The sequence below is a fragment of the Pseudomonas sp. GW821-FHT09C08 genome (assembly GCF_059418125.1).
In genome coordinates this window covers 289,496-310,784 of the sequence record NZ_JBWKPG010000006.1, presented here as the reverse complement: position 1 = coordinate 310,784, position 21,289 = coordinate 289,496, and the positions used below count along the sequence as shown (strand labels likewise).

At 62.7% G+C, this 21,289-nt stretch carries 15 protein-coding genes and 2 riboswitches; of the genes, 6 read left to right on the top strand and 9 right to left on the bottom strand.

What is annotated here, in order from left to right; all coding sequences use genetic code 11:
• Positions 1-40 precede the first annotated feature (40 nt).
• Entirely contained in the window at positions 41-1,273 is a 1,233-nt protein-coding gene (locus AC07OJ_RS22165; protein WP_495095203.1) for an NADH:flavin oxidoreductase/NADH oxidase family protein, read from the bottom strand.
• A gap of 72 nt (positions 1,274-1,345) precedes the next feature.
• Here AC07OJ_RS22165 and AC07OJ_RS22160 point away from each other — a divergent pair, with 72 nt between their 5' ends.
• Positions 1,346-1,750: a MerR family transcriptional regulator gene (locus AC07OJ_RS22160; RefSeq protein ID WP_065906419.1), complete on the top strand. Its 405-nt coding sequence runs from the start codon at positions 1,346-1,348 to the stop codon at positions 1,748-1,750.
• A gap of 40 nt (positions 1,751-1,790) precedes the next feature.
• On the opposite strand, the gene AC07OJ_RS22155 is transcribed toward AC07OJ_RS22160, so the two are convergent.
• The 4 genes from AC07OJ_RS22155 to metH all read right to left on the bottom strand — a co-directional run bounded on the left by AC07OJ_RS22155 (position 1,791) and on the right by metH (position 8,313).
• Positions 1,791-2,285 (bottom strand): DUF934 domain-containing protein, encoded by a 495-nt coding sequence (locus tag AC07OJ_RS22155; protein WP_065906424.1) that lies wholly within the window; start codon positions 2,283-2,285, stop codon positions 1,791-1,793.
• Entirely contained in the window at positions 2,269-3,927 is a 1,659-nt protein-coding gene (locus tag AC07OJ_RS22150) for a nitrite/sulfite reductase (RefSeq protein WP_495095202.1), read from the bottom strand. Before AC07OJ_RS22150 ends, AC07OJ_RS22155 begins: the two co-directional genes overlap by 17 nt.
• Positions 3,928-4,331: 404 nt before the next feature.
• Entirely contained in the window at positions 4,332-4,550 is a 219-nt protein-coding gene (locus AC07OJ_RS22145) for a DUF2970 domain-containing protein (protein ID WP_065906428.1), read from the bottom strand.
• 52 nt (positions 4,551-4,602) lie between these two features.
• Positions 4,603-8,313 (bottom strand): methionine synthase, encoded by a 3,711-nt coding sequence (gene metH, locus AC07OJ_RS22140; RefSeq protein ID WP_262131689.1) that lies wholly within the window; start codon positions 8,311-8,313, stop codon positions 4,603-4,605.
• Positions 8,314-8,480: 167 nt separating this feature from the next.
• Here metH and AC07OJ_RS22135 point away from each other — a divergent pair, with 167 nt between their 5' ends.
• From AC07OJ_RS22135 to nfuA, 3 genes are all read left to right on the top strand, one after another.
• Positions 8,481-10,772, top strand: a complete 2,292-nt coding sequence (locus AC07OJ_RS22135; protein ID WP_495095201.1) for a fatty acid cis/trans isomerase — start codon at positions 8,481-8,483, stop codon at positions 10,770-10,772.
• 64 nt (positions 10,773-10,836) lie between these two features.
• Positions 10,837-11,859 (top strand): acyltransferase family protein, encoded by a 1,023-nt coding sequence (locus AC07OJ_RS22130; RefSeq protein ID WP_120448369.1) that lies wholly within the window; start codon positions 10,837-10,839, stop codon positions 11,857-11,859.
• 59 nt (positions 11,860-11,918) lie between these two features.
• Positions 11,919-12,503, top strand: a complete 585-nt coding sequence (nfuA, locus tag AC07OJ_RS22125) for a Fe-S biogenesis protein NfuA (protein ID WP_003173594.1) — start codon at positions 11,919-11,921, stop codon at positions 12,501-12,503.
• 255 nt (positions 12,504-12,758) lie between these two features.
• Here nfuA and cobM read toward each other — a convergent pair whose 3' ends face one another.
• From cobM to AC07OJ_RS22105, 4 genes are all read right to left on the bottom strand, one after another.
• On the bottom strand, positions 12,759-13,505 hold the full coding sequence (gene cobM, locus AC07OJ_RS22120) for a precorrin-4 C(11)-methyltransferase (protein ID WP_262131686.1): 747 nt from the start codon (positions 13,503-13,505) through the stop codon (positions 12,759-12,761).
• Positions 13,506-13,574: 69 nt separating this feature from the next.
• Positions 13,575-13,967: a cobalamin biosynthesis protein gene (locus AC07OJ_RS22115; RefSeq protein ID WP_495095200.1), complete on the bottom strand. Its 393-nt coding sequence runs from the start codon at positions 13,965-13,967 to the stop codon at positions 13,575-13,577.
• Positions 13,964-14,668, bottom strand: coding sequence for a CbtA family protein (locus tag AC07OJ_RS22110; RefSeq protein ID WP_065906443.1), 705 nt, complete (start codon positions 14,666-14,668; stop codon positions 13,964-13,966). Before AC07OJ_RS22110 ends, AC07OJ_RS22115 begins: the two co-directional genes overlap by 4 nt.
• Positions 14,669-14,679: 11 nt before the next feature.
• Entirely contained in the window at positions 14,680-14,868 is a 189-nt protein-coding gene (locus AC07OJ_RS22105; protein ID WP_027606475.1) for a CbtB domain-containing protein, read from the bottom strand.
• Positions 14,869-14,965: 97 nt separating this feature from the next.
• Positions 14,966-15,173: riboswitch (cobalamin riboswitch) on the bottom strand.
• 851 nt (positions 15,174-16,024) lie between these two features.
• A riboswitch (cobalamin riboswitch) is annotated at positions 16,025-16,223 on the top strand.
• A gap of 93 nt (positions 16,224-16,316) precedes the next feature.
• On the opposite strand from AC07OJ_RS22105, the gene cobW reads away from it, so the two are divergent.
• Together cobW and cobN are read left to right on the top strand one after the other, a co-directional pair.
• Positions 16,317-17,378 (top strand): cobalamin biosynthesis protein CobW, encoded by a 1,062-nt coding sequence (gene cobW, locus AC07OJ_RS22100; protein WP_065906450.1) that lies wholly within the window; start codon positions 16,317-16,319, stop codon positions 17,376-17,378.
• 3 nt (positions 17,379-17,381) lie between these two features.
• Positions 17,382-21,143, top strand: a complete 3,762-nt coding sequence (gene cobN / locus AC07OJ_RS22095) for a cobaltochelatase subunit CobN (RefSeq protein ID WP_495095199.1) — start codon at positions 17,382-17,384, stop codon at positions 21,141-21,143.
• Positions 21,144-21,289: the final 146 nt, after the last annotated feature.

Below are 21,289 nucleotides of genomic sequence, written 5' to 3'. Positions count from 1 at the left end.
ATCAATAGGGGACAGTTCGATCACGGCGAATGCTCCGCGCTTAATGTGAAGATTGCGTCATGGCCGCACGGTATTGCCGGGTGCGCCGCGCGATAAACCACTGGTCGCGGACCAGCGCCGTCCATGCGATCACCTTGGGATTGGGCCGGTGCCCACGGCTCAGGCGGCGCATCTGGTAGCGCACCACGGCGAGGATGGCGAGGGCGGCCAGGGGTTTGCGTTTCCAGTCGATAGGTTGCAGTTGCGGGTTGACGTCGCGACCTTCGCGCCAGTGCTTGATCAGTTGCGGTTCCAGGGTCAGCGCGGTGGCGATGCCGGCCATGGCGATGCCGCTGTCGAGCACTTGTTGCACGATGGGCAGGCGGCGGATGCCACCGGTGACCATCACCGGCATCGTGGCGATGGCGGCCACTTCGCTGGCGAACGCCAGGAAGTAGGCTTCACGCGCCAGGGTGCGGCCGTCGCGTGCTTCGCCCTGCATGGCCGGTGCTTCATAGCTGCCGCCGGACAGCTCGAGCAGGTCGATGGGCAGCGGGTTGATCATCTCGATCACGGCGCGTGCGTCGGCCTCGTCGAAGCCGCCGCGCTGGAAGTCCGCCGAATTGAGTTTGACCGCCACGCAAAATGACGGGCTGACGTTGGCGCGCACTGCGTGGATCACCTCCAACAGAAGGCGCGCACGGTTCTCCAGCGAACCGCCCCAACGGTCGGTGCGCCGATTGCTCAGCGGCGACAGAAACTGGCTGATCAGGTAGCCATGCGCACCGTGAATCTGTACCCCGGTAAAGCCGGCTTTTTCAGCCAGGCGGGCGCTGGTGGCGAAGCGCTTGATCACGTCCTGGATGTCGTCTTCGGTCATGGCCCTGGGTTTGGCGAACATCTTCGAAAAGCCGCCCAGGTCAAGGGCGACGGCGGAAGGCGCTATTGCCTGCTGGCCCAGGTTGGCCATGGTCTGGCGGCCCGGATGGCTGAGCTGCACCCAGAAATGCACGCCCTTGGCGCGGGCCACATCGGCCCATTCGCGAAAGCTGTGCAGGTGCTGTTCGTCTTCGAGGGCAACGCCGCCGGGGCCGGTCATGGCGCGGCGGTCGATCATCACGTTGCCGGTCAGCAGCAGGCCGGGCTCGCCGTCCGCCCAGGTCTTGTACAACTGCTTCAATTCGCGGGAGGGCGCCTGTTGGGCATCCGCCATATTCTCTTCCATCGCGGCCTTGGCGATACGGTTGGCGATGACTTGGCCGTTGGGCAGTTGCAAGGGTTCAAAGGGTGACATGGGTTGACTCCTGAGCAGGGGAGGCCTCAGGCTAAGCTTAAAGTTAACTTTAATGTCAAGCAGGCAGTGTCGATGAATATTGGTGAGTTGGCCAAACAGAGCGGGCTGGCGGCGTCGCGTATCCGTTTCTATGAAGCCGAAGGGCTGATCAGCCAGGTGGGGCGCCAGGCCAATGGCTATCGCCGCTATGCACCGGAGGCCTTGCAGACGCTGCGCTTGATCCAGAGCGCGCAGCAGGCCGGTTTCACCTTGCAGGAACTCAAGGCGCTGATGCCCGCCCCCGGCGAGCACAAGCGCGACGAGCTGATCGAGGCGCTCGAACGCAAGGTCGAGCAGATTGAAGCGATGCAGGCACAACTGGCGCACAGCAAGGCGCAGTTACTCGGGGTGATCGACGCAGTACGCGCGCAACCCGAAGGTGTGCCGTGTTCGATGGGGCAGAAGCAGGTGCTGGCGTCGATCAAACTCAACTCATAAAAAAGCCCTGGCATGCCAGGGCTTTTTCATTTGTGCAGACTCAGCGGCGACGGAACAGCGGCAGCGGTTCATCCGTTGCAGCCTGGTACGTCACCGAGAAATCCTTGAGGCTTTCCAGTGCTTCGTACGGGTCTTTGTCGGCGCGCAAGGCGAAGGCATCGAAGCCGCAGCGGTGCAGGTAGAACAGCTGGTCGCGCAGCACGTCGCCAATCGCCCGCAGCTCGCCCTTGTAACCGTAGCGGTCACGCAACAGGCGGGCATTGGAGTAGTTGCGGCCATCGGTGAAGGCCGGGAAGTTCAGGGCGATAACCTGGAAGTGCGCCACGTCTTCGCCGATTTCCTCGGCCTCTTCATCGGCGTCCAGCCACACACCCAGGCCGCCGTCGCGGGCCTTGAGGGCGTGACCGTGTTCGCGCCACAGGGCCAGCGGCACGATCAGGTCGTCGCAGTTGGAAATGCCATCGAAGCTCGCGTCCTTGGGCAGCAGGTGCCAGGTTTCGTCGACGACTTCGTTGTTCTTAATGATTCGCTGCATAGACGCGCTCCTTGAACAGGTCAATGCCGATGCGCTGGTAGGTGTCGATGAAACGCTCATCTTCGGTGCGCTGTTCGATGTACACGTCGATCAGCTTGCCGATCACCTCGGGCATGGCTTCCTGGGCGAAGGACGGGCCGAGGATCTTGCCCAGGCTCGCATCGCGGCTGGCGCTGCCACCCAGGGACACTTGGTAGAATTCTTCGCCTTTCTTGTCCACGCCCAGGATGCCGATGTGGCCGACGTGGTGGTGACCACAGGCGTTCATGCAACCGGAGATGTTCAAGTCCAGCTCGCCGATGTCGAACAGGTAGTCCAGGTCGTCGAAGCGGCGCTGGATCGATTCGGCGATCGGGATCGACTTGGCGTTGGCCAGGGAGCAGAAGTCGCCGCCCGGGCAGCAGATGATGTCGGTCAACAGGCCGATGTTCGGCGTGGCGAAACCGCCTTCGCGCAGCTCGCCCCACAGGGTGAACAGTTGGCTCTGTTCAACGTCCGCGAGAATGATGTTCTGCTCGTGGGAAGTGCGCAGTTGACCGAAGCTGTAGCGGTCGGCCAGGTCGGCGACGGCGTCCAGCTGTTTGTCGGTGATATCGCCCGGGGCAACGCCGGTCGGTTTCAGCGACAGGGTCACGGCCACATAGCCAGGACGTTTGTGCGCCAGGGTGTTGCGGGTGCGCCAGCGGGCAAAGCCTGGGTGCTGCTGGTCGAGCGCGGCGAGCTCGGCGTCCTGATTGCTCAGGGCCTTGTACTCGGGGTCGACGAAGTGCTTGGCCACACGGTGTACTTCGGCTTCGGTCAGGGTGGTCTGGCCGCCGCGCAGGTGTTCCATCTCGGCGTCGACTTTCTGGGCGAATACCTCAGGGGTCAGCGCCTTGACCAGGATCTTGATCCGGGCCTTGTACTTGTTGTCACGACGGCCATAGCGGTTGTAGACCCGCAGGATCGCGTCGAGGTAGCTCAACAGGTCCTGCCACGGCAGGAATTCGTTGATGAACGCACCGACCACCGGGGTCCGGCCGAGGCCACCGCCCACCAGTACGCGGAAGCCCAGCTCGCCGGCGGCGTTGTACACCGGCTCCAGGCCGATGTCGTGGACTTCGATGGCCGCACGGTCCGAAGCCGAGCCATTGATGGCGATCTTGAACTTGCGCGGCAGGTAGGCGAATTCTGGGTGGAACGTCGTCCATTGGCGGACGATTTCACACCAGGGGCGTGGGTCGATCAGTTCGTCGGCGGCAACGCCGGCAAACTGGTCGGTGGTCACGTTGCGCAGGCAGTTACCGCTGGTCTGAATGGCGTGCATCTGCACGGTCGCCAGTTCGGCCAGGATGTCCGGCACATCTTCCAGCGCCGGCCAGTTGAACTGCACGTTCTGGCGGGTACTGATGTGGGCATAGCCTTTGTCGAAGTCGCGGGCAATCTTGGCCATCATGCGCATCTGGCGCGAGGTCAACTGGCCGTAGGGCACGGCAACTCGCAACATCGGCGCAAAGCGCTGAACATAAAGGCCATTTTGCAGGCGCAGAGGGCGGAACTCTTCTTCGCTCAGTTCACCTGCTAGGTAGCGTCGGGTCTGATCACGGAACTGCTTGACGCGGTCCTCGATGATGCGCTGATCGTATTCGTCGTATACGTACATATAGGTCCTGTTCTCGGCAAATCTGCGCGCACGGCCGCGCACTCCCAACGGAGCCGGCGCACGATACCAGTTTGCGTTTATGCGCAAAAGTGATGTTTGAGTATATGCAAATAACCAAAATGACTAATGAGAACGGTTATCGCGATACCCACATTTGTCATGCGGGCAATCGTCGACTTTACTGTGATCGTGTCTGAACGTGATCACCTATAAAACCGACAAGAGGCGATGCGATGAGCAATTCGACAAAAGCCCGTAAACCCGACAGTACCGTGGACGCCTGGGCCATTCTGTTCTTGATAATCCTGGTGGTTGGCACTGCCGTGTTCTGGGTCAGCCACCAGTAGTAATAGATACGGACCCCTGTGAGAGCTGGCTTGCCAGCTCTGACAGACAGGTGGGGTTTACACGCCAGCCACGTGCAGCACCAGTTGCACGATGCCAAACAGCGTCAGCGCAAACACCGCCGTGAACAGAATGCCCAGGATCACAAAGTGGCTGGGCTTGCCGTGGGTGAAGTCGCGGGCGCGGTTCTTGCCGCTCTGCACGCCAAAGGCGGCCGCCATCACGCTGTGGAGCATCTGCCAGAAGGTTGGCGGCTTGTTGTTGGCTGGATCGTCCATACATCCCTCGACACAAGGTGTGTGAGGGACAGCATAGACAATCCCCCAGGCGTCAGTTGTCGTAGCCCAGGTTGGGGGCCAACCAGCGCTCGGTCACGGCCAGGTCCTGGCCTTTGCGTGCGGTGTAGCTGCTGACCTGGTCCTTGTCGATCTTGCCCACGGCAAAATACTGCGCCTGCGGGTGGGCGAAGTACCAACCGCTGACCGCCGCCGCCGGGAACATCGCGTAGTGCTCGGTGAGGAACACACCGCTGCGCCCGGCGTGCATTTCGCGGGCCTCGGGGTCGAGCAGTTGGAACAGCTGGGCTTTCTCGGTGTGATCCGGGCATGCCGGGTAGCCGGGTGCAGGGCGGATGCCGCTGTACTGCTCCTTGATCAGCGCCTCGTTATCCAGTTGCTCGTCCTTGGCATACCCCCAGTGCTCTTTACGCACCTGCTGGTGCAGCCACTCGGCGCAGGCTTCGGCGAGGCGGTCGGCGAGGGCCTTGACCATGATCGAGTTGTAGTCGTCTCCCGCGTCCTGGTAGGCCTTGGCCACTTCTTCGGCGCCGATGCCGGCGGTGGTGATGAAGCCACCGATGTAGTCGGTCACGCCGCTGTCCTTGGGTGCGACGAAGTCGGCCAGGGAGAAGTTCGGCTTGCCGTCGGTCTTGATGATCTGCTGACGCAGGTGGTGCAGCCGGGCGATCGGCTGGCCGTCATCACCGTAGACTTCCAGGTCATCGTCCTGCACTTGGTTGGTCGGCCAGAAGCCGAACACCGCACGTGCGCTGATGAGCTTTTCGTCGATCAGTTTCTTGAGCATTTCCTGGGCATCGGCATACAGCGCGGTGGCGGCTTCGCCGACCACTTCATCGTCGAGGATGCGCGGGAATTTGCCGGCCAGGTCCCAGGAGATAAAGAAAGGGGTCCAGTCGATGTACTCGGCCAGCACCTTGAGGTCGATATTGTCCAGCACCCTGGAGCCGGTAAAGGTCGGCTTCACCGGCGTGTAGGTTGCCCAGTCGAACTGCGGCTTCTTGGCGATGGCCGCCGGGTAGCTCAGGCGTTCGGTGCGCGCGCTGCGGTTGGAGGTGCGCTCGCGCACGTCGATGTATTCGAGGCGAGTCTTCTCGACGAAGCCGGCCTTCAGCTCCTTGGACAGCAGCTGCGTGGCCACGCCCACCGCGCGCGAGGCGTCGGTCACGTAGATCACCGCGTCGTTGCTGTACTTGGGTTCGATCTTCACCGCCGTGTGCGCCTTGGAAGTGGTCGCGCCGCCGATCATCAGTGGCAGGTAGAAGTCCTGGCGCTGCATCTCGCGGGCCACGTGGACCATCTCGTCCAGGGACGGCGTGATCAGCCCCGAGAGCCCGATGATGTCGCACTTCTGCTCCTTGGCCACCTGCAGGATCTTCTCCGCCGGCACCATCACGCCCAGGTCGACAATGTCATAGCCGTTGCATCCCAGTACCACGCCGACGATGTTCTTGCCGATGTCGTGCACGTCGCCCTTCACCGTGGCCATCAGGATCTTGCCCTTGGCTTCCGGCTTGTCGCCTTTTTCCAGCTCGATGAACGGGATCAGGTGGGCCACGGCCTGCTTCATCACGCGTGCGGACTTGACCACCTGGGGCAGGAACATTTTGCCGGCGCCGAACAGGTCGCCGACGATGTTCATGCCGGACATCAACGGACCTTCGATCACCTCGATGGGGCGCGCGAACGACTGGCGGGATTCCTCGGTGTCTTCGACGATGTGGGTGGTGATGCCCTTGACCAGTGCGTGTTCCAGGCGCTTGTTGACGTCCCAGCCACGCCATTCCTCGGTCTCGGCTTCCTTGACGCTGCCGTCACCCTTGTACTTGTCGGCAATGGCGAGGAGGGCATCGGTGCCTTCCGGGGTGCGGTTGAGCACCACGTCTTCCACGGCGTCGCGCAGCTCGGTCGGGATCTGGTCGTAGATCTCCAACTGGCCGGCGTTGACGATCCCCATGGTCAGGCCGTTGCGGATCGCATACAGCAGGAACACCGAGTGAATTGCCTCGCGCACCGGGTTGTTGCCGCGGAACGAGAACGACACGTTGGACACGCCGCCGGAGGTCAGCGCGTACGGCAGCTCGTCGCGGATATAGGCACAGGCGTTGATGAAGTCGACGGCGTAGTTGTTGTGCTCCTCGATACCGGTGGCGACCGCGAAGATGTTCGGGTCGAAGATGATGTCTTCCGGCGGGAAGCCGACTTCATTCACCAGGATGTCGTAGGAGCGTTTGCAGATTTCTTTCTTGCGCGCCTCGGTGTCGGCCTGGCCGGCTTCGTCGAACGCCATCACCACAACAGCTGCGCCGTAGCGCTTGCACAGCTTGGCATGGTGAATGAACTGCTCGACGCCTTCCTTCATGCTGATCGAGTTGACGATGCCCTTGCCCTGGATGCACTTGAGACCAGCCTCGATGACTTCCCACTTCGAGGAGTCGATCATGATCGGTACGCGGGAAATGTCCGGTTCGCCAGCAATCAGATTGAGGAAGGTCACCATGGCCTTCTTCGAATCCAGCATGCCTTCGTCCATGTTGATGTCGATCACCTGGGCGCCGGCTTCGACCTGCTGCAGGGCGACTTCCAGGGCCTCGGTGTAGTTGTCTTCACGGATCAGGCGGGCAAAGCGCGCGGAACCGGTGATGTTGGTCCGCTCGCCGACGTTGACGAACAGCGAGCTGCGATCAATCGTGAACGGCTCCAGGCCCGACAGGCGGCAGGCCTTGGGAATGTCCGGGATCACGCGCGGCGCATACCCGGCCACGGCCTTGGCGATGGCTTCGATATGGCCCGGCGTGGTGCCGCAGCAGCCGCCGACGATATTCAGGAAGCCGCTCTGGGCGAATTCCTCGATGACTTTGGCTGTTTGCGACGGCAGTTCGTCGTACTCGCCGAATTCGTTGGGCAGGCCGGCGTTGGGGTGCGCGGACACATGGGTGTTGGCCTTGTTCGACAGCTCCTCCAGGTACGGGCGCAGCTCGCTGGCACCCAAGGCGCAGTTGAGGCCGACGGACAGCGGCTTGGCATGGGCCACGGAGTTCCAGAACGCTTCGGTGGTCTGGCCCGACAGGGTACGGCCGGAGGCGTCGGTGATGGTGCCGGAGATCATGATCGGCAGCTCGACATTCAACTCCTCGAACACGCCTTGCACGGCGAAGATCGCGGCCTTGGCGTTGAGGGTGTCGAAGATGGTCTCGATCAGGATCAGGTCCGCGCCGCCTTCGATCAGGCCCTTGGTGGCCTCGGTGTAGTTCTCCACCAGTTCATCGAAGGTCACGTTGCGGTAGCCGGGGTTGTTCACGTCCGGCGACAGCGAGCAGGTGCGGCTGGTAGGGCCGAGCACGCCGGCGACGAAACGCGGCTTGGCCGGGTTTTCCAGGGTCTTGGCGTCGGCGATCTTGCGCGCCAGGCGTGCGCCTTCCACGTTCAATTCGTAGGCCAGTTCTTCCATGCCGTAGTCGGCCATGGAAATGCGCGTGGCGTTGAAGGTGTTGGTTTCGAGGATGTCGGCACCGGCATCCAGGTAGGCTTTTTCGATGCCGCCGATCACGTCCGGACGGGTGATCACCAGCAGGTCGTTGTTGCCCTTGACGTCGCTTGGCCAATCGGCGAAGCGCTTGCCACGGTAGTCCTGCTCTTCGAGCTTATAGCTCTGGATCATCGTGCCCATGCCGCCGTCGAGGATCAGGATGCGTTCCTTGAGGGCTTGGTGAAGGGCGTGCAGGCGAGCGCTACGATCGGGCATGGGACTACTCTAGTTCAGGCATTACGGAGGGCGTGGATCATAGCAAACCTGTGCGCTTTTAGAGCATGCAAGGTTTTTGCATGAATATCGCTCACGTTGATGGCGCGTCGACATCGGTAGACTTGTCGGCAATTTTTCAGCGCACGCATTGAATCGGGACCGGATACATGTCACTTCGTCTTATCGTCAGCGCCGTCCTGGCCTTGATAGCCAGTACTGCCACGGCAGAAGGTCCCGCTCCGGCGATCTCTTATACCCGCGACATCCAACCGATCTTCACCGAGAAATGCGTGGCCTGCCATGCCTGCTACGACTCCGCCTGCCAGTTGAACCTGGGCAGCGCCGAGGGCGCGGCGCGCGGGGCTACCAAAGTGCCGGTGTATGACGGCGAACGCAGCCAGGCCACGCCGACGACCCGATTGTTCTACGACGCCTTCGGCAAGCAGGCCTGGCAGCAGAAGGGCTTCTATTCGGTACTCGATGCCCAGGGCAGCCAGGCCGCGCTGATGGCGCGCATGCTGGAGCTGGGGCATAACGCGCCGCTGCAGCCGAATGCCAAGTTGCCCGAAGACATCGTGCTGGGCCTGAACCGCGAGAACATGTGCGCAATGCCTGGCGAGTTCAACGCCTATGCCGGCGCCCATCCCAAGGAAGGCATGCCGCTGGCCGTCACCGGCCTGACCGACCAGCAATACCAGACCCTGCAACGCTGGCTGGCCTCCGGCGCGCCGATTGACGAGCAGGGCCTGGCGCCCAGCGCCAGGGAAGCGCTGCAGGTGCAGCAGTGGGAAAACCTCTTCAACCAACCGGGCGCCCGCGAAAGCCTGGTGGCGCGCTGGTTGTTCGAACATCTGTTCCTCGCGCACATCTATTTCGAGAACGGCGAGCCGGGGCATTTCTTCCAATGGGTGCGTTCACGCACGCCAAGCGGCCAGCCCATCGACCTGATCGCCACGCGCCGCCCGAATGACGACCCCGGCACCCAGGTGTACTACCGATTGTGGCCAGTGCAGGGCGTGATCGTGCATAAAACCCACATCACGTACCCGTTCAGCGCGGCGAAGATGGCGCGCATCAAGGAGTTGTTCTACGCCGGCAACTGGCAGGTCGACGCCTTGCCGGGTTACGGGCCGGGCCGTCGTGCCAACCCGTTCGAAACCTTCGAGGCGATCCCGGCCAAGGCGCGCTACCAGTTCATGCTCGATAACGCCGAGTATTTCGTACGCACCTTCATTCGCGGGCCGGTGTGCCGTGGGCAGATCGCCACGGACGTGATCCGCGACAACTTCTGGGCCCTGTTCCAGGACCCCGAGCACGACCTGTACATCACCGATGCGCGTTATCGCGGCCAGGCCACGCCGCTGCTGGCGATGCCGGGGCAGAACGATGACGTCGGCAGCGTGCTGAGCCTGTGGCTGGCCTACCGCGACAAACGCAATGAATACGAGGCCTTGCGCCGCGACAGTTACGCCGATTTGCCGCCGCCGAGTTGGTCGAGCCTGTGGGCCGGCAATGACAATGCCTTGCTGAGTATCTTCCGCCACTTCGACAGCGCCTCGGTGACCAAGGGCCTGATCGGTGAGGTGCCACAGACGATGTGGCTGTTCGACTACCCGCTGCTGGAACGCACCTATTACCAATTGGCGGTGAACTTCGATGTGTTCGGCAATGTGTCGCACCAGGCCCAGACCCGCCTGTATTTCGACTTGATCCGCAACGGCGCCGAGCAGAACTTCCTGCGCCTGATGCCGGCCGACAGTCGCGAGGATTTCCTCGACGACTGGTACCAGAACAGCGGCAAGCTCAAGTTGTGGCTGGACTACGAGGCCATTGACGACGACACGCCCACCGGCCTGCACCTGGATGCCAGGGACCCCAAGCGTGACTTTGCCAACCAGTTGCTCGCGCGATATGGCGACCTGAATGCCAGTCCGGACCCGATCAACCGTTGTGACGGCGCCTTTTGCTCGCGTGACGGGATCGACCCGGCGCTGCAGGATGCCGAGCAGGCCCTGAGTCGCCTGACGGCGCGCCCGGCAGCCGGGCTCAAGGTCATCGACCAGTTGCCTGAGGCGACGATGCTGCGGATCGAAACCACCCGCGGCAAGCGCGTGGTCTACAGCATGTTGCGCAACCGCGCGCACAGTAACGTGGCGTTCCTGCTGGGTGAGTCCTACCGCTATCAGCCGGGCCTGGACACCGTGACCATCTACCCCGGCGTGCTCAGCAGCTACCCGAACTTCATGTTTAACATTCCTGCGCAGGAAGTCCCCGAGTTCGTCGCCGAAATGGAGCGGGCCAAGGACGCCAACCGCTTTGAGAAGATTGTCGACCGCTGGGGCGTGCGCCGCAGCCATCCGTTGTTCTGGCAGTACTTCCATGACCTGTCGCGCTACATCCACGAAACCACGCCGGTGGAAGAGGGTGTGCTGGATATGAACCGCTACGAGAATCTTTGATCGACCTTTGTCCGCCCGCCATGGTCCCAACTTCAGGCATCGGTGTTGGGAAGGGTGGCGGACAATGTTGATCTCGGTACAGGCGCTGCGCGCTCTGGCGGCCTGGACAGTGGTGGGGCACCACTTCATGCAGATTTTCTTCGGCTTCAAGGCGGACACCGCCCTGGGCCGGCTGTTTGTGGAAAAGGGCGCGGCGGGCGTGGACGTGTTTTTCGTGATCAGCGGCCTGGTGATCTTCCTGTCCACCCAGGACAAGGATCTGCCGCCCTGGCGATTCCTGCTCTACCGCCTGTTGCGCATCGTGCCGGCCTATTGGTTCTACACCTTGCTGATGGCCTTGCTGGTGGTGGTTGCCCGGCCAATGCTGCCGGATCAGAGCGTCGATGCGGCCCATGTGCTGATGTCGTTGTTCTTTATCCCTTCCGAGAACCCCGGCGGCTATGGGGTGTACCCGACGCTCAACGTGGGCTGGACGCTGAACTACGAGATGCTCTTCTACCTGCTGTTCGCCTGGGCGCTGCTGTTCCGTCGGCAGTGGCGATTGCTGGTGGTTGCGGCGCTGTTGTTCGCGGTGTGCGAGGCCTGGACGTCATTCGGCTGGATCAGCGAGTTCTACCGCTCGGATATCGTGGTCGAGTTCCTGATGGGCATCGGCATTGGCATGCTCTACCGCAAGGGCTGGATTCGTCCCGGCGTGTGGCTGCCGTTGCTGGGCGTCGCCGCCGCGCTGCTGGCGATCTACCATTGGCCGGCTTCGCCACGGGCGCTGACCTGGGGCCTGCCCAGCGCGGTGCTGGTGGTGGCGTGCATGGCGCTGGAGCGCTTCTTTGCGGACAATCGATTGCTTAAAGTGCTGGGGGACTGTTCCTATTCGGTGTATCTGCTGCACGTGCTGGTGTTGTCCGCCGGTGGTTACGCCGCCCAGCGCTACGGCCTGAACCCGTATGCAGTGCTGGCGGTGTGCGTGGTGATCATCGGCCTGGGTGCCCTGGGCAGCTACCGTTGGCTGGAAAAGGGCAGTTATCGCCTGCTCAAGGGCTGGTTCGATGGCGACCAACGGTCAAATTTATCCCGACAAAAATACTAGGACTTTGTACCTCTGTAATGATTTGGCGTAAACTGCCCGCAAGCCTGTGAGGAGTTTCCATGACTGCCATAACCATTACCGACGCCGCCCACGATTACCTGGCCGACCTGCTGTCCAAGCAGAACACCCCGGGTATCGGTATCCGCGTCTTTATTACCCAGCCCGGCACCCAATACGCCGAGACTTGCATTGCCTACTGCAAGCCTGGGGAAGAGAAACCTGAAGACACCGCGCTGGGGCTGAAAAGCTTCACCGCGTACATCGACGCCTTCAGCGAAGCCTTCCTCGACGACGCCGTGGTCGACTACGCCACCGACCGTATGGGCGGCCAGTTGACCATCAAGGCGCCGAACGCCAAGGTGCCGAACGTCAATGCTGACAGCCCGGTCAACGAGCGCATCAACTACTACCTGCAAACCGAGATCAACCCGGGGCTGGCCAGCCACGGCGGTCAGGTCAGCTTGATCGATGTAGTGGAAGACGGTATCGCCGTATTGAAATTCGGCGGCGGCTGCCAGGGCTGCGGCCAGGCGGACGTGACCCTGCGCGAAGGCATCGAGCGCACCCTGCTGGAACGTATTCCAGAGCTCAAGGGTGTACGCGACGTGACTGACCACACGCAGAAAGAAAACGCCTACTACTGAGTAAGGCGTTCACTGCGAACAAAAAAAACGGCGCCCCGTGAGCGCCGTTTTTTATGTTTTAAATTCAATGAGTTACGCTATCTACCTGACAAGTTAGATCAAGTGTGGGAGCGGGCTTGCTCGCGAAAGCGGTGTGTCAGTCGACTGATCTGGTGACTGGGGCAGCGCATTCGCGAGCAAGCCCGCTCCCACATTTTTGATTTATATTTTATTCAGTTAAATCAGTGTCTTATATTTGATTGATGAGGTTGAGCATTAAGGCCGATAAAGGTGTGCATGCCCAGCCCGATACAGCGACGACTCGCTGAAACTGTCACTCGCCAGCACCCGACCCACGACAATCAACGCGGTACGCCTGAAGCCCTTGGCGGCGACCTTTTCGGCAATGTCACTCAGCGTTCCCAACGCCCAATCCTGATCCGGCCAGGTCGCCCGGTGCACCACGGCAATCGGGCAATCGGCGCCATAGTGCGGCAGCAGTTGCGCGACGATTTTCTCCAGGTGATTGACCCCCAGGTGGATCGCCATGGTCGTGCCGTGTTGCGCCAGGCTGTCAAACGCTTCGCCGGCGGGCATGCTGGTTTTGTCGGCGTAGCGGGTCAGGATGACGCTCTGCGCAATGTCCGGCAGGGTCAATTCGGTCTCCAGCAGCGCTGCACACGCCGCCACCGCGGTCACGCCGGGGATGATCTGAAACGGAATGCCCAGCTCGCGCAAATAGCGGATCTGCTCGCCGATCGCGCCATACAGGCTTGGGTCACCGGAGTGCACCCGCGCCACATCCAGGCCATTGGCGTGGGCGGCCTTGATCAGGTCGATGATCTGTTCCAGGTGCAGTTCGGCGCTGTTGACCACCTGCTGCGCCTGATGGCCTTCCAATACCGCCGCCGGCACCAGCGAGCCGGCATAGATAATCACCGGGCAACTGCGGATCAGCCGCTGGCCTTTGACGGTGATCAATTCCGGATCGCCAGGGCCTGCGCCGATAAAGTAGACGGTCATGGTATTTCCTGTTTAAAAGCGGGCGTGTATGAACATTGTTCATGTTCAGGGCAGGCAATTATCGGGGTTTTAGCCTGCGCAGGCCAATGCAAAAGTCGCCTGGGCGTTTTTTCGGCGGGTGATCAGCAGGCGGGCAGGGCCGCTGGCGAGATGTTCGGCGAGGGCCAGGGCGGCGCTTTCGGCGACGCCATGACAGCCCGTGTGGGCGAACGCGACGGCTGATTTGTGGCTCAGCCGGTTTTCATACGCCGCCAGTTGGTCGGCGCTGAAGCACTGCAGCGGCAGCTTAAGCAGGCGGGACAGGGCGACCAGGCCCGGTTCATCCTGCCTGCGGTCGATGCTTGCCAGCGCAGTGATGCGCTGACGCTCGATCCCCCCTTCGGCGAGGGCGCTGTCCAGCAGGTCCAGCAGGGTGTGAACATCACAGCCGCGCTGGCAGCCCAGGCCGACCACCAGGGTCATGCCGAGTATTGATCGTCGCGGTTGCGGCGGAACAGCCAGGCGCTGATCAGGCCCAGGGCCAGCCAGAACGCCACGTTGGTCAGCTGCGAAGCGATCTTGAACTGCGCTTCCAGGGCTTCCGGGGCCAGCATCGAATGCACTTCCGGCTGCGGTGCGCCGATCACGTGTGGCACCGCCAGGATCGCCACGCCGAGGATTTTCAGCAGCCAGTTGCGACCGAACACGATCAGCGCAATGCCGGCCGCCGTCGAGGCCGCGGTGCCGATCCACCAGATCTGCCGTTGTGCGAGATCGGCAGCGGCGGTGCCTGGCAGCTCAGGCGGCAGGCCCAGGGTCGGTGCCAGTACGAAGGTCGCATAACCGGCCAGGCCCCACAGCAGGCCTTGAGCGGTGCGAGTAGGCGCGCGCAAGGTGTAGAGGCCGGCGAGCATCAGGGCAAAACCCACGGCAACAACCAGGTTGCCGCCGGTGGTGGAGAGCACGCGTTGCCAGCCGTCTTCCGGCTCCCAGGCCTCGGCGTCGTGGCTGTGGGCAGCTGCGCCGTCGGCATGTTGATGTGCCACTTCAGTAGTGGCCGGGGCGTTTTCGAACGTTTCCGCCTGCAAAATCAACGGAGCTACCCAGAAACTTTGCAGCAGGGTCAGCAGCAGGGCGGCCAGGAGGCCGGTGAAACCTGCGGTTTGCGCAATACGCTTGATCATGTCGGCAGGTCTCAGTGGCACGGGAACGCGGCGCTGTGGCGAGTATCGTGGGCAGCGTTGTGCACTGCTTCGATGTGCGAGAAACCGGCGAAATACACCAGGCACGCGCCGAGAATCGACGCGCCGATGGCGGCGGTCAGGCGTTGGCTCAGGGTGGCGGAGCTGCTGGCGGTGTGCGAGGTGCTGCTGATGATCGACATGGCGCGTCCCTTCTGGGTGTCAGGGTGAAACGAGCGCATGAAAACCCCGCGAGCCAGGCACGCAGGGTTCTGAACAGCGCCCGCCCACCGCGGGTTTGTTATCTGATTTTTTCGGGCCGGTCTCCGGGCTTGCGAGGGGGCTCCTGAGGGGGAGTCCTGAAAGCGTCGCCTTCCCATGCCCTTGGCACAGTGGATCTGACGCTTCGCTCGCTTACCGTTGCGGGGGCAGCACCGGACTCGTCATGTGATGACTCACCGGTTTCCCGTTTCACCCTGTGAGGGGCACCCGAAACAAGGTGTGTAGGAGAGCATGGGGGTGGGAGGGGAGTCAAATCGGTTGTGGGGGCATATCCGTTATTTGGGTAACGGCCGCCTATGGTTCCGCCCTTACGGCGGGTCACTTTTGAACAGCGCAAAAGTAACCAAAACGCTCTTGCCCCAACACTCGGCACCTCGCCTAGGCTCGGTGTGCCCTCACTCAGGCTTGAATCCGTGGGCCGCCGCAATGGGCCATCCCTGGCCCAGTGCGGCTAACCCGGCGTCCTGCCGGGTTGCCCACGGATTCAAACCTGCGTTCGGCCAGCGTGTTTAATGGGGCGCCTAGGATCAAGATCAAGGTCAAAAGCGGCTCGCTTCGCATCGTGGATGCGCTTTTTGATCTCTGTAGGAGCCGGCTTGAACGCAAAAAATGCGTGTGCGCCGCGTACATTCTGATGTTTCCGCGTCATCGTTAACGACCATCGCAGGCAAGCCAGCTCCCACAGGTTGACCGAGTTCGAGATAAGAATCCGGTCGGCTTTAAGGCCGCCGCGCTTTTGCTTTTGCTTTTGATCTTGATCTAGGCGCCCCATCAAACACGCTGGCCGGAATTCGATATTGATTTGGGGGGTAAACCGGCAGGGATGCCGGTTTAGCCGCCCCGCGCCATGGATGGCGCGTGGCGGCGGCCCCCCAAATCAATGTCGGATTACGGGCACACCGAGCCTAGGCGAGGTGCCGAGTGTTGGGGCAAGAGCCCTTTTGGTTACTTTTGGGGCTCTTTTCCAAAAGTGACCCGCTGTAAGAGCGGAACCATAGGCGGCCGTTACCCCAATACCGGATATGTACACCACAGCAACTCAACCCATCCCATCATTGACCATCCCCCCACCACTGCGTAGCCTTGCACCCTCGAGGTTCTTCAGCCCAGGCCGAAGCTAAGAAGGGAACGCGGTCCAATCCGCGGCTGCCCCCGCAACTGTAAAGGGTTTATCCGACTGCCACGCCACTGCCACCAGGCGGGAAGGCGCAGCCGGCGCCGGTCGCACGACCCGCAAGCCCCAAGCCAGGAGACCTGCCTCGCAACCGATTTTCCACTTCAACCGGGCGGGGTGATCCGGTGACGAAATCTGCCGCTGCGCGCCGCCGCAGGGCCTATCGTCCCGTATGCCCGCCCCAAAGGGCATCCGATGAAAACACTGGCCAAACTCCCCGTCACCATCGTTACCGGCTTTCTCGGTTCGGGCAAAACCACGCTGCTGCGCCATATGCTCGACAACGCCCAGGGCCGTCGCATTGCCGTGATCGTCAACGAATTCGGCGAGCTGGGCATCGACGGTGAAATCCTCAAGCAGTGCTCCATCGGGTGCACCGAGGAAGAAGCCAATGGCCGCGTGTATGAGTTGGCCAACGGCTGCCTGTGCTGCACCGTGCAGGAAGAGTTCTTCCCGGTGATGCGCGAACTGGTCGCCCGTCGCGGTGACCTCGACCATATCCTCATCGAAACCTCGGGCCTGGCCCTGCCAAAGCCGCTGGTGCAAGCCTTCCAGTGGCCGGAAATCCGCAGTGCCTGCACCGTCGACGCGGTGATTACCGTGGTCGACAGCCCGGCCGTGGCCGCCGGCACCTTCGCCGCCTTCCCGGATCAAGTCGACGCGCAGCGTAAACTCGACCCGAACCTGGATCACGAATCGCCATTGCACGAGCTGTTCGCCGACCAACTGGCCAGCGCCGACCTGGTGATCCTCAACAAATCCGACCTGATCAGCGCGGAAGACCTGGCCCGTGTGCGCCTGGAAGTCGCCGAAGAACTGCCGCCGGCGGTGAAGATCATCGAAGCCAGCAGCGGGCGCCTGCCGCTCGACGTGCTGATCGGCCTGGGCGCCGGCTCCGAAGAGCACATCGACGGTCGCCACAGCCACCACGATCATCACCACGAAGGTGAAGACGATCACGACCACGATGCGTTCGACTCGATCTCCATCGACCTGCCGCAAGCCGACGAAGCGCTGCTGCTCGACGCCCTGACCCAACTCGTGGTGCAACACGGCATCCTGCGCGTCAAAGGCTTCGCGGCGATCCCGAACAAGCCGATGCGCCTGCTGATCCAGGGCGTGGGCACGCGGTTCGACAAGCACTTCGACCGCGCCTGGGCGGCCGATGAAGCGCGCATCACGCGCCTGGTACTGATCGGCCAGGAGCTGGATGCGGCTGGCCTCGAAGCGCAATTGCGCGCTGCCCTCAGCGTTTAACCCATGCACCTGCTCAGGACCCAGCCCGGTGGTTTCGTCTCGGACGACAATATTGCCGACCTCGGACAAACGCCCGCCGAACTGGTGATCCTGTGCAGCGGCGACTCCAGCCTGGCGCTGCTCGCCGAAGCCGCCCAGCAGTTGCCCGAGGATTACCCCAGCTTTCGCCTCGCCAACCCGATGCAGGTGCAGAACCATGCCTCGGTCGACCTGTACGTCGACGAGGTGCTGCGCCATGCCAAGGTCATCCTGATTTCGCTGCACGGCGGCATCGGCTATTGGCGCTACGGTATCGAGCGCCTGGTGGAGTTGGCCGAGCGCGGCGTGCAACTGATCCTGGTGCCGGGGGATGATCGCCCCGACCCGGAACTCAGCGGGCTGAGTACCGTTGGGGCGGCGGAACGCGACCGCCTGTGGCACTTCCTGCGCCAGGGCGGCCTGGGCAACGCGCTGGATTTCTACGGTTGCCTGGCGAGCAGTTACCTGGGCCGCAGCTACGCCTGGAACGAGCCGCAAACCCTGCCGCGCACGGCGATTTATCACCCGCACACTACCAACCCGCGCCTGAATGACTGGCAGGCGGATTGGCGCGCGGAGTGGCCGGTGGCGGCGGTGCTGTTCTACCGCTCGCACCTGCAGGCGGCCAATACCGGTTTTATCGATGTGTTCTGCCAGCGCTTGCAGGCGGCGGGTCTCAACCCGTTGCCGATAGCGGTGGCCAGTTTGAAAGAGCCCGGCTGCCTGACGGTGGTCGAGGACCTGCTGGACGAGGTCGGCGCGGCGGTGATCCTGAACACCACCGGCTTCGCCCAGTCCAGCCCGGAAGCCCCGCACCTGCGGCCGTTTCGCCGCAATATCCCGGTGATCCAGGCGATCTGCGCCCAAGACAACCAGCCCGGCTGGGAAGCCAGCGAGCAAGGCCTGGGCCCGCGCGACCTGGCCATGCACATTGCCTTGCCGGAGCTGGACGGGCGCATCATCAGCCGGCCGATCAGCTTCAAGGACCTCGCCTGGCGCAGTGAGCGCAGCCAGTCGGACGTGGTGTGCTACCGCGCCGCGCCCGAGCGCATGGATTTTGTCGCCGAACTGGCCCGGCGCTGGGTCGTACTGGCGCGGGTGCCGAATGCACAAAAACGCATCGCGCTGATCCTCGCCAACTACCCGACCCGCGACGGCCGTATCGGCAACGGCGTGGGCCTGGATACGCCTGCTGCTGCGCTGAATATCCTGCGTGCCCTGCACGCCGAGGGTTATCCGCTGTCCGCTGAGTTGCCGGAGAACGGCACCGCGTTGATCCATGAACTGCTGGGCGGTGTCACCAACGACCTCGACAGCCTCGACCTGCGCCCCTGCCATCAAAGCCTCGGCCTGGATGATTACGAGGCGATGTTCAACCGCCTGCCCGAGGCCAATCGCCGGGCCGTGCTGGAGCGCTGGGGTACCCCGGACCACGATCCGATGTGCCGCGACGGGCGCATGATGATCGCCGGCCTGCGCCTGGGCCTGACCTTCGTCGGTATCCAGCCGGCGCGCGGTTACCAGGTGGACGCCAGCGCGGTGTACCACGACCCGGACCTGGTGCCGCCTCACGGCTACCTCGCGTTCTATTTCTGGCTGCGCCATACCTACGGCGCCCATGGCGTGATTCATGTGGGTAAGCACGGCAACCTCGAATGGCTGCCGGGCAAGGGCGTGGGCCTGTCGGAAAACTGCTGGCCGGACGCGCTGCTGGGGCCGTTGCCGAATATCTACCCGTTTATTGTCAATGACCCGGGCGAGGGCGCCCAAGCCAAGCGCCGCACCCAGGCGGTGATCATCGACCACTTGATGCCGCCGCTGACCCGCGCCGAGACCTATGGGCCGTTGCGTGACCTGGAATTGTTGGCGGACGAGTACTACGAGGCCCAGCTGCTCGACCCGCGTCGGGCGCTTGAGCTGCAAAAGGACATCCTCAAGTTGGTGCGCGAAACCCGCATCGACCAGGAACTTGAGCTCGACAACGACGCCGACGCAGCGGTGTGGCTGCCGCGCCTGGACACTTACCTGTGTGACCTGAAGGAGTCGCAGATCCGCGACGGCCTGCATATCTTTGGCGAGTCGCCCGAAGGCCGCCTGCGCATCGACACTCTGCTCGCATTGCTGCGCATTCCGCGTGGCGATGGGCGTGGTCCGCAATCGAGCCTGTTGCGGGTGTTGGCCAAGGCCTTCGACCTGGGCTTCGACCCGCTCGATTGCGCCCTCGCCGAACCCTGGACCGGCCGCCGCCCCATGGTCTTGCAGAAGATCGACGCGCAGTTGTGGCGCACCGCCGGTGACACCCGCGAGCGCCTGGAGCTGTATGCGGCGCGCTTGATCGAGCAGGCGCTGGAAGGGCCGCTGGAGCAGTTGGAAGAGCCCGGTTGGGAGGATGTGAAGGCCGTTATCGAAAGCCTGCGCATTGTCGTCGCACCGCGCCTGGATGCCTGTGGTCCAGCGGAAATGCGCGGCTTGCTCGACGCCCTGGGCGGCCGTTTCGTGCCGGCCGGGCCGAGTGGGGCGCCGAGTCGCGGGCACCTGGATGTGCTGCCGACGGGACGCAATTTTTTCACCGTGGACGTGCGTAACCTGCCGACCACCACCGCCTGGCGCATTGGCTTTCAGTCGGCGAACCTGATTCTTGAGCGACACCTGCAAGATCATGGCGACCACCTGCGCCAGCTCGGCCTGTCGGTGTGGGGCACCGCGACCATGCGCACCGGCGGCGACGATATCGCCCAGGCCATGGCGCTGATGGGCGTGCGCCCGGTATGGGCCACGGGCAGCCAGCGCGTGGATGACTTTGAGATCCTGCCGATCAGCCTGCTGGACCGCCCGCGCGTGGACGTGACGCTGCGCGTTTCGGGGTTCTTCCGCGATGCCTTCGCCAACCTGATCCGCCTGTTCGACGCAGCCGTGCAGGCGGTAGCGGCGCTGGATGAGCCGGATGATATGAACCCGCTGGCCGCCAAGGTGCGCAGTGAGCGCGCGGCGCTGCTCGAGTCCGGCCTGGATGAAGCCGCCGCCGCGAAGCAGGCGGGCTGGCGTATCTTCGGCGCCAAGCCCGGTGCCTATGGTGCAGGCGTGCAGGGCGCGATTGACGGGCGCCTATGGCAAAGCCGCGAGGACTTGGCCGAGATCTACCTCAATTGGGGCGGTTATGCCTACGGCGGCTCGGATGAAGGCACCGCCGCCCGCGAGCAATTTGCCCAGCGCCTGAGCCAGGTGCAGGCGGTGTTGCAGAACCAGGACAACCGCGAGCACGACTTGCTCGATTCCAATGACTACTACCAATTCCAGGGCGGCATGCTCGCTGCCGTGGAAACCCTGAGTGGCGACAAGGCTGCCAGTTATCATGGCGACCACAGCCAGCCGGACTTGCCCAGGATCCGTACCTTGAAGGAAGAGCTGAACCGCGTGATCCGCTCACGGGCCGCCAACCCGAAGTGGATCGACGGCGTGAAGCGCCACGGCTACAAAGGTGCGTTCGAGATGGCCGCGACCGTGGATAACCTGTTCGCGTTCGACGCCACCACCGCGCTGATCGACGATCATCAATACGCCTTGCTCGCCGACGCCTACCTGCTCGACCCCGACACCCGCGCGTTTGTGCAGCAGCACAACCCTGCGGCGCTGCGCGACATGACCGAACGCATGCTCGAAGCCCAGCAGCGTGGCCAGTGGCAGGAACCGGGGGCGTATAAGGAAGCGTTGGAAAATCTGTTGCTGGATATAGAAGAAGATGGCTGAGGCTGTCTGTGGCAAGTGGGCTTGTTGTGGCAAGTGGCCTTACTGAGGGTGTGTAGGTTTGTTGTGGCAATTGGCCTTACTGAGGATGAGTAGGCTTTTTGTGGCAAGTGTCCTTACTGAGGATGAGTAGGCTTTTTGTGGCAAGT